The organism is Amycolatopsis sp. NPDC048633 (genome assembly GCF_040650695.1).
Classification (GTDB): domain Bacteria; phylum Actinomycetota; class Actinomycetes; order Mycobacteriales; family Pseudonocardiaceae; genus Amycolatopsis.
The window spans coordinates 99,117-106,895 of record NZ_JBEZHS010000033.1 but is presented as its reverse complement, the minus strand read 5'-3'; the positions used below and the strand labels follow the sequence as shown (position 1 = coordinate 106,895).

The 7,779-nt window shown below is 71.7% G+C and carries 10 protein-coding genes; 6 read left to right on the top strand and 4 right to left on the bottom strand.

All coding sequences use genetic code 11. From position 1 onward, the window contains the following. Positions 1-233 precede the first annotated feature (233 nt). Positions 234-893, top strand: coding sequence for a DNA alkylation repair protein (locus AB0C38_RS39365; protein ID WP_360683033.1), 660 nt, complete (start codon positions 234-236; stop codon positions 891-893). On the opposite strand, the gene AB0C38_RS39360 is transcribed toward AB0C38_RS39365, so the two are convergent. Beyond that, a complete protein-coding gene (locus tag AB0C38_RS39360) occupies positions 894-1,616 on the bottom strand; it encodes a GntR family transcriptional regulator (protein WP_360683031.1) in 723 nt (240 codons plus the stop codon). Positions 1,617-1,733: 117 nt separating this feature from the next. Between AB0C38_RS39360 and AB0C38_RS39355 the strand changes: the two genes are divergently transcribed. From AB0C38_RS39355 to AB0C38_RS39335, 5 genes are read left to right on the top strand one after another with little or no spacing between them, the layout of a single operon-like run. Next, a complete protein-coding gene (locus AB0C38_RS39355; RefSeq protein ID WP_360683029.1) occupies positions 1,734-2,975 on the top strand; it encodes an MFS transporter in 1,242 nt (413 codons plus the stop codon). A gap of 10 nt (positions 2,976-2,985) precedes the next feature. Then, the gene (locus tag AB0C38_RS39350; RefSeq protein ID WP_360683027.1) at positions 2,986-3,780 is read left to right on the top strand and encodes a putative hydro-lyase; all 795 of its coding nucleotides are present in this window, start codon (positions 2,986-2,988) and stop codon (positions 3,778-3,780) included. A gap of 1 nt (position 3,781) precedes the next feature. Beyond that, complete coding sequence (locus tag AB0C38_RS39345; RefSeq protein ID WP_360683025.1) at positions 3,782-4,534, top strand: 5-oxoprolinase subunit PxpA; 753 nt, start codon at positions 3,782-3,784, stop codon at positions 4,532-4,534. Further along, positions 4,531-5,142: an allophanate hydrolase subunit 1 gene (locus AB0C38_RS39340; protein ID WP_360683023.1), complete on the top strand. Its 612-nt coding sequence runs from the start codon at positions 4,531-4,533 to the stop codon at positions 5,140-5,142. Before AB0C38_RS39345 ends, AB0C38_RS39340 begins: the two co-directional genes overlap by 4 nt. Beyond that, positions 5,139-5,969, top strand: coding sequence for a biotin-dependent carboxyltransferase family protein (locus AB0C38_RS39335; RefSeq protein ID WP_360683021.1), 831 nt, complete (start codon positions 5,139-5,141; stop codon positions 5,967-5,969). Before AB0C38_RS39340 ends, AB0C38_RS39335 begins: the two co-directional genes overlap by 4 nt. Here AB0C38_RS39335 and AB0C38_RS39330 read toward each other — a convergent pair. From AB0C38_RS39330 to AB0C38_RS39320, 3 genes are all read right to left on the bottom strand, one after another. Beyond that, positions 5,966-7,150 carry an FAD-dependent monooxygenase gene (locus AB0C38_RS39330; RefSeq protein WP_360683019.1) on the bottom strand — a complete coding sequence of 395 codons (1,185 nt, stop codon included), beginning with the start codon at positions 7,148-7,150 and terminating at the stop codon, positions 5,966-5,968. The genes AB0C38_RS39335 and AB0C38_RS39330 overlap by 4 nt on opposite strands. A gap of 69 nt (positions 7,151-7,219) precedes the next feature. Beyond that, entirely contained in the window at positions 7,220-7,399 is a 180-nt protein-coding gene (locus AB0C38_RS39325; RefSeq protein ID WP_360683017.1) for a hypothetical protein, read from the bottom strand. Next, a complete protein-coding gene (locus tag AB0C38_RS39320; RefSeq protein ID WP_360683015.1) occupies positions 7,392-7,748 on the bottom strand; it encodes a hypothetical protein in 357 nt (118 codons plus the stop codon). The genes AB0C38_RS39325 and AB0C38_RS39320 overlap by 8 nt, the downstream gene beginning before the upstream one ends. Between the last annotated feature and the right edge of the window lie 31 nt (positions 7,749-7,779).

Here is a 7,779-nt window from a genome sequence, read left to right as displayed (position 1 = left end):
TCCTTCATCGCGATCAGGTGGTCGCCGTAGCGGGCGGCCAGGTTGAGGTCGTGCATTACGGGCTTGGGCTGCCGGACCGTGGCACTGGGGAGGCCCCGGCCCGGCAGCGGTGTGGTTCCGCCGGCCGCTGGGGGTCTCCGGCGGCGAAACCGATCAGAGGTTATCCACCCGGGATCGGTTTCGGGGAGTCCGGAAGCCGGAATGCCCGATCGGGCAGCCGTAGACTGGCCGCCGTGCCCGAACCGACAGTGGACGACGTGCTGGCCGAACTGGCCACGCTCGAGGACCCGAGGGTCCGCGCCGTGAACGAGAAACACGGCGACGACCACGGCGTGAACCTGAGCAAGCTGCGCGCGGTCGCGAAGCGGCTGAAGACGCAGCAGGACCTCGCGCGGGAGCTTTGGGCCACCGACGACACCACGGCGAAGCTGCTGGCGACCCTGTTCTGCCGCCCGAAGGCGTTCGAGCGCGACGAGCTGGACGCCATGCTGCGAAGCGCGCGCACCCCCAAGGTGCACGACTGGCTCGTCAACTACGTCGTGAAGAAGAACCCGCACGCCGAGGAGCTCCGGCAACAGTGGTTCGCCGACCCGGACCCCGTGGTCGCGAGCGCCGGCTGGGCGCTGACCGTCGACCGCGTCGCGAAGCAGCCCGAAGACCTGGACGGCCTGCTCGACATCATCGAGAAGGACATGAAGGACGCGCCCGAGCGCCTGCAGTGGGCGATGAACCACTGCCTGGCCCAGATCGGGATCGAGCACCCCGGGTACCGCGCCCGCGCCATCGAAATCGGTGAACGGCTCGAGGTGCTCAAGGACTACCCGACCCCGCCGAACTGCACGTCACCGTTCGCGCCGAGCTGGATCGCCGAGATGGTGCGCCGCCGGGCGTAGTCACTCCGCCGCGCTGGCCGCCCTGGCCGCGTCGGCGCGGTCGGCGTACGCGCCGACCAGCTGTTCCTCGGCGTCCTCCAGGTACTTCATCAGCAGCTGCTCCGCGCCCGGCCCGTCACCGGCCTCGATGCGGTCGAGGATCTCGTGGTTGCGCGGCAGGTAGCGCTCGTGGAAGCGGCGCGGCTCGGCCATGATGTGGAAGACCAGCCGCAGCTCGGCGGTCAGCCTGCCGACCAGCTCGTTGACGCGCTCGCTGCCCGACAGCGCGGCCAGCTCCTGGTGGAACCACACGTTCGCGGTGCCGAGGTCCTTCCAGTTGCCGGTGCGCGCGGCCTCGTCGCCGATCTCGACCTTCTCCTTGATCCGCGCGAAGGAGGCGGGCTTCGCCGTCACCCCGCGGACCGCCGCGCACTCGATGATCTTGCGGACGCGGTAGATGTCGACGACGTCGTCGACGCTCGGGATGCGGACGAAGACCCCGCGGTTGAGCTCGTGGGCCAGCAGCCGCTCGTGCGTGAGCAGCCGGAACGCCTCTCGCAGCGTGTTGCGCGAGACGCCGAGTGCGTTGCCGATGTCCTGCTCCGACAGCCGGCCACCAGGCAGGAAGAAGCCTTCCGCGATGCGCTTGCGCAGGACGCCGGCCACCCGCTCGGTCGTGCTCTTGCGGCTGACCAGGCCGCGGTCGGCCTCCAGGCCCGGGACTGCGCTGTCTTCGATGACCACGTCATCGATGGTACCCGTCACACGGAGGACGATCTAATTGCCGTCTTGTGGAATTGTTCAACGATCTCTACTGTGTGAGGTACGCCACGATGAGACACTGGCCAGGAGGTGCCCGACATGACTGCCACAGCAACCGAGGCCCGGCCGTTCGACTGGTTCCGCACACTCGGCAAACGCGGACGCCGCGCCTTCGTGGGCGCGTTCGGCGGCTACGGCCTGGACTCGTTCGACTACCAGACCCTGCCGCTCGGCCTGGCCGCGATCACCGTTTACTTCGGCATTTCGAGCGGCGAAGCCGGCCTGCTCGGCACGACGACGCTGGTCGTTTCGGCCATCGGCGGGGTCGGGGCCGGCATGCTGGCCGACCGGATCGGCCGCGTCCGCACGCTCCAGATCACCATCGCGATGTACACGATCTTCACCGTGCTCTGCGGGTTCGCGCCGAACTTCGAGACGCTGCTGATCTTCCGCGCCCTGCAGGGCCTGGGCTTCGGCGGTGAGTGGGCGGCCGGCGCCGCACTGGTCGCGGAGTACTCCTCGGCCCGCTACCGCGGCCGGACCGTGGCGTTCGTGCAGAGCGCGTGGGCGGTCGGCTGGGGCCTGTCGGTGGTCGTCTACACCGTCGTGTTCAGCGTCGCGAGCGACGACATGGCCTGGCGCATCATGTTCTGGACCGGTGTCATCCCGGCCCTACTCGTGCTGTGGGTGCGCAAGAGCGTCAAGGACGCCCCACGCGCCGAGGAACGCCTGAAGGCCGAACGCCCGAAGGGCACGCTCATCCGGATCTTCAAGGGCGACCTGCTGCGCACGACGTTCTTCGCCGCGCTGCTCGCCACCGGCGTCCAGGGCGGGTACTACACGATCTCGACGTGGCTGCCGTCCTACCTGAAGAAGACGCGCGAGCTGACCGTGATCGGCACCGGCGGGTACCTCGCGTTCCTCATCACCGGCGCCTTCGTCGGCTACGTCTGCGGCGGCTACCTCACGGACCTGATGGGGCGCAAGAAGACCTTCCTGACGTTCGCGCTGCTCTCGGCCGCGCTGATCGTCGCGTACACGCAGATCCCCAAGGGCGCCAACGGGCTCGTGCTGGTGCTGGGCTTCCCGCTCGGCTTCTCGATGTCCGCCATCTTCAGCGGCTTCGGCGCGTACCTCGCGGAGCTGTACCCGACGTCGCTGCGCGGGACGGGACAAGGCTTCACGTACAACTTCGGCCGTGCGGTCGGCGCCATCTTCCCGACCGTGGTCGGCTTCATGGGCGCGGGCGGCGCGATCGTGTTCGGCGCGCTGGGGTACGGCATCGCCGTGCTCGCCTTGCTGGGACTGCCCGAGACCCGGGGTATCGAACTCGTCGACTGAGGGGGAACTCATGACGACCTTGGACGAACCGGCCACGTTCACTCCCGCGCAAGCGCGCGAGGTGTTCCGCCGCGGCACCGCTCGCCCCACCACGGGCTGGGCCAATGGCTTCACCCAGACCAACCTGATCGCCGTGCCCGAGGACTGGGCCTACGACGTCCTGCTGTTCTGCACCCGCAACCCGCAGCCGTGCCCGGTGCTCGACGTCACCGACCCCGGCGACCCGGCCACCCGGCTCGCCGAGGGCGCGGACCTGCGCACCGACCTGCCGCGCTACCGGATCTGGCAGAACGGCGTGCTGGCCGGCGAGGTGGCCGACGCGACCGGCCTGTGGCGCAGCGACATGGTCGCCTTCTCGATCGGCTGCAGCTTCACGTTCGAGACGGCGCTGGCCGCCGAGGACGTCCCGCTGCGGCACGTCGAGCAGGGCCGCAACGTCGCGATGTACGTGACGAACCGGCCGTGCGAGCCCGCCGGGCGGCTGTTCGGCCCGATGGTCGTTTCGATGCGGCAGATCCCGGAGGACCGCGTCGACGACGCCATCCGGATCACCCGCGCGATGCCGGCCGTGCACGGCGCGCCCGTGCACGTCGGCGACCCGCGGGCGCTGGGGATCGAGGACCTTTCCCGGCCGGACTTCGGCGATCCCGTGGACGCGCGGCCGGGTGACGTCCCGGTGTTCTGGGCCTGCGGGGTCACCCCGCAGGCGGCACTGATGGCGTCGCGGCCTCCCTTTGCGATCACCCACGCGCCGGGGTACATGTTCATCACCGACCGCCACGACAGCGAATACCGGGTGGGATGAGATGGATCTGAACAGCGATCTCGGTGAGGGCTTCGGCGCCTGGAAGATGGGCGACGACGAAGCCATGCTGGACATCGTGACCAGCGCGAACGTCGCGTGCGGCTTCCACGCGGGCGACCCGTCGGTGATGCGGCGGGTGTGCGAGCTGGCGGCCGAGCGCGGCGTCGCGATCGGGGCGCACGTCGGCTACCACGACCTGGCCGGGTTCGGCCGGCGCGCACTCGACATCGCGCCGGACGAACTGGCGGACGAGGTGCTCTACCAGATCGGCGCACTGGACGCGTTCGCCCGCGCGGCGGGCAGCCGCGTGACGTACGTGAAGCCGCACGGCGCGTTGTACAACACCGCGGCGGTGGACGTCGAGCAGGCCGCGGCGATCGTCGACGGCCTGCGCCGGTACGACCCCGCGCTCGCGCTGCTCTGCCTGCCGGACTCGGAAATGCAGCGGCAGGCGGAAAAAGCGGGCGTGGTGGCGTACGCGGAGGCGTTCGCCGACCGGGCCTACACCCCGGAAGGCAAACTCGTGTCGCGCAAGCAGCCGGGCGCGGTCCTGCACGACGCGGCGGCGGTGGCCGAGCGCGCGGTCGGGATGGCGACCGGCGACGGCGTCGTGACGGCGGACGGCGGCAAGCTCGACCTGCGCCCGGATTCCCTGTGCGTGCACGGGGACACCCCGGGTGCGGTCGAGCTGGCCCGCCGGATCCGCGACGGCCTGGCCGCGGCGGACGTCCCGCTCGCCGCGTTCACCGGATGACCGTCCGGCTGCTGCCGTGCGGGCGGCGCGCGGTGCTGGTGGAGCTCGACGACGTGCTCGGGTTCCAGGCGGCGCTGGAGCAGTCGCCGCCGGACGGCTTGGTCGAGCTGGTCCCGGCGGCCCGGACGCTGCTGGTCCGCTTCGACCCGGCGGTGACGGACGCGGGCCGCTTGGGTGCCGCGCTGCGCACTGTGTCCCCTGTGGACAGTTCCGTGTCTTCTTCGGCCGAGGTGGTGGTTCCCGTGGTGTACGACGGCGAGGACTTGGCCGACGTCGCGGCCGAGGCCGGCATGAGCGTCTCGGCGCTGATCGCCCGGCACAGCGGGGGTTCGTACGTCTCGGCGTTCTGCGGGTTCGCGCCGGGGTTCGCGTACCTGTCCGGGTTGGACGCGGCGCTGCACGTCTCGCGCCGGTCGACGCCCCGCACGCGCATCCCGGCGGGGTCGGTGGCGATCGCCGGCGAGTACAGCGCGGTGTACCCGAGCGCGTCGCCGGGCGGCTGGCGGCTGCTCGGCCGCACGGACGTGCCGGTGTGGGACGTCGAGCGCAACCCGCCGAACCTGCTGCCGCCGGGCACGAAGGTCCGGTTCGAGGCGGTGCCGGCGTGAAGCTCGAAGTCGTGCGGCCGGGGTTCACGACGACGGTGCAGGACCTCGGCCGGCCCGGGCACGCGGCGCTCGGCGTCGGCCGCTCCGGCGCCGCGGACCGCGGGTCGTTCCAGCTGGCCAACCGGCTCGTCGGGAACGCACCGGGCGCCGCGGCCTTGGAGGTGACGCTCGGCGGGCTGGTGCTGCGCGCGTCGGCCGTCACGACGGTGGCGGTGACCGGCGCGCTGTGCCCGGTGTCGCCGGGCGGCATGAACGCGCCGATGACGTTGTGGCCGGGCGACGAGCTTTCGCTGGGCACGGCGTCATCGGGTCTGCGTTGTTATGTCGCGGTGCGCGGCGGGATCGACGTGACGCCGGTGCTCGGCTCGCGGTCCACCGACACGCTCGGCAAGCTGGGGCCGCCGCCGCTGGCCGCCGGGATGCTGCTGCCGGTGGGCACCCCCGGCGCGTTCCCGGTGGCCGACCTGGCGCCGCGCGCGGCTTGGCCCGACGCGCCGGTCCTGCGCGTCACGCCGGGACCGCGTCGCGACTGGTTCGCTGCACCGGATCAGCTGTTGTCCACTGTGTACACGGTTTCGCCGGACTCGGACCGCGTCGGGATCCGGCTGACCGGACCGGCCCTCGAGCGGGTCCGCCACGACGAGCTGCCGTCCGAGGCGTGCGTCCCCGGGTCGCTGCAGGTACCGCCGTCGGGCCGGCCGATCCTGTTCCACGCGGACCACCCGACGACCGGCGGCTACCCGGTGATCGCGGTCGTCGAGGAGGACGACCTCGATCTCGCGGCCCAGCTGCGTCCCGGTCAGACCGTGAGCTTCCGCGCTGTCTAGGCCCGGGAGTCCGGCACTTCCGCGTAGTCGGGCAGCTCGACGCCGTTGATCGCGCGTTCGGCCAGCGCGGTGATCGCCGCCATGTCGGGCTCCGGGCTCGGCTCGGCGTCCGGCTCGGCGCCGCGCATCTGTGCGTGCAACCGGCCGATCTCCTGGTTGGCCTCGACGAACGGACGCATCAGCCGCTCGTAGCCGGCGAAGCCGGCCGCCGGGTCCCACCCGGTGGCGGCCAGCTCCCCGGCCAGCAGGTAGGCGCCGACCAGGGCCAGCCCGGTGCCTCCGCCGGACAGTGGTGACGAGCTGAACGCCGCGTCGCCGAGCAGCACCACCCGGCCGTTCGACCAGCGGTCCAGCACGACCTGGGCGATCTGGTCCAGGTAGAAGTCCGGGGTGTCGTCCAGGTGCGCGAGGATCTGCGGGGTCAGCCAGCCGAAGCCGGCCATCCGCTCGCGCAGCAGGCGCTTCTGGGCCTCGACGTCGCGGTGGTCGACGTCGAACTCGGCCGCGGAGAAGGACAGCACGGCCATCGCCCGGGTGGCGTCCGGGAGGGGGCGCAACCCGGCGGAGCGCCCGGCCTCCTGGTGGTCGAGCATCCAGCGTTCCAGCCCGAATTCGTTGGGCACGCTGTAGAAGGCCAGCACGGATCCCAGGTGGCGGACGAACCGCTCGCGCGGCCCGAAGACCATCTCCCGCAGCGACGAGTGCAGCCCGTCCGCGCCGACCACCAGGTCGAAGCGCCGCCGGTCGCCGCTCGCGAAGACCACGTCGACCCCGTCGGCGTCCTGGGTGAGCTCGGCGATCCGGTCGTCGAAGACGTACTCGACCTCGTCGCGGGTGTCCTCGTGCAGCACCCGGGACAGGTCACCGCGCAGGATCTCGATCTCCGCGATGTACCCGTCACCGCCGTCGTCGTCCGCACTGAAGGTCTCCAGCACGTTCCCCTTGGCGTCCACGGTGTGCGCGCCGGCGGTCTCGGTGCGGGCCGCGCGCACCGCCGCGTCCAGCCCCATCCGCCGGATGACCTCCTTGGCCACCCCGCGCGCATCCACCGCCTGCCCGCCGGGGCGCAGCTCGGGAGCGCGCTCCACCACGGTCACCTCGGCTCCCCGCCGGCTCAGCCAATGGGCCAGCGCGGGCCCCGCGATGCTCGCCCCGGCCACCAACACCCTGGTACCGCTCACCGTGTTTTCCCCTGTTCGCCGGTCCGGGTCCGGATCCTACGACGAGAGCCCGGGGACCCGTCCCCGCGATCACCTGCTCACGACCACCAGCCACGCCACGTTCGTGAGGACGATCGCCAGCCAGAGCGGCCACGAGCGCCTGGCCCGCAGTGGCCCCGGCTCCGCCAGCCGATCGGCGAGGTAGGCGTCGAAGGCCTCGGCGACCTGGTCGTCGATCTCGTCGCGCAGGCGCGGGCTCAGCTCAGACATGCGCCACCGGCCGCGGGGCCGCGACCGACAGGCACACCAGCGCCAGTGGCACCTCCAGACCGGCCATGAGTAGCGAAAACACGACGTCGTCCCCCGCCGTCACGACGTCGAACCATGCGTCGGCGAACAGCAGCGTCGCCGTGCCGATCGCCGCGAACGGCGTCCGCGGGTCGTCGCGGCCGAGCAGCCAGGCCGTGGCCAGCAGGCCGACCGCCTCCGCCGCGTCGAAGCCCGTCCGGGCCAGCCGCCAGTGCTGCGCCGGATAGCCGTCCGGCAGCGTCGTCCCCAGGACCACGATCCACGGCAGCAGGCACAACCCCGCCGCCCACAACAGTCTTCGCATCCCCATGCCGGCCACGGTAGCGATTGCAGAGATTCTT

What these genes read in the sequence shown, in the direction of transcription:
- AB0C38_RS39350 (WP_360683027.1), top strand. Translation starts at nt 2,986, where the DNA reads ATGACGACCTTGGACGAACCGGCCACGTTCACTCCCGCGCAAGCGCGC.
- AB0C38_RS39325 (WP_360683017.1), bottom strand. Translation starts at nt 7,399, where the DNA reads ATGTCTGAGCTGAGCCCGCGCCTGCGCGACGAGATCGACGACCAGGTC.
- AB0C38_RS39355 (WP_360683029.1), top strand. Translation starts at nt 1,734, where the DNA reads ATGACTGCCACAGCAACCGAGGCCCGGCCGTTCGACTGGTTCCGCACA.
- AB0C38_RS39345 (WP_360683025.1), top strand. Translation starts at nt 3,782, where the DNA reads ATGGATCTGAACAGCGATCTCGGTGAGGGCTTCGGCGCCTGGAAGATG.
- AB0C38_RS39320 (WP_360683015.1), bottom strand. Translation starts at nt 7,748, where the DNA reads ATGGGGATGCGAAGACTGTTGTGGGCGGCGGGGTTGTGCCTGCTGCCG.
- AB0C38_RS39340 (WP_360683023.1), top strand. Translation starts at nt 4,531, where the DNA reads ATGACCGTCCGGCTGCTGCCGTGCGGGCGGCGCGCGGTGCTGGTGGAG.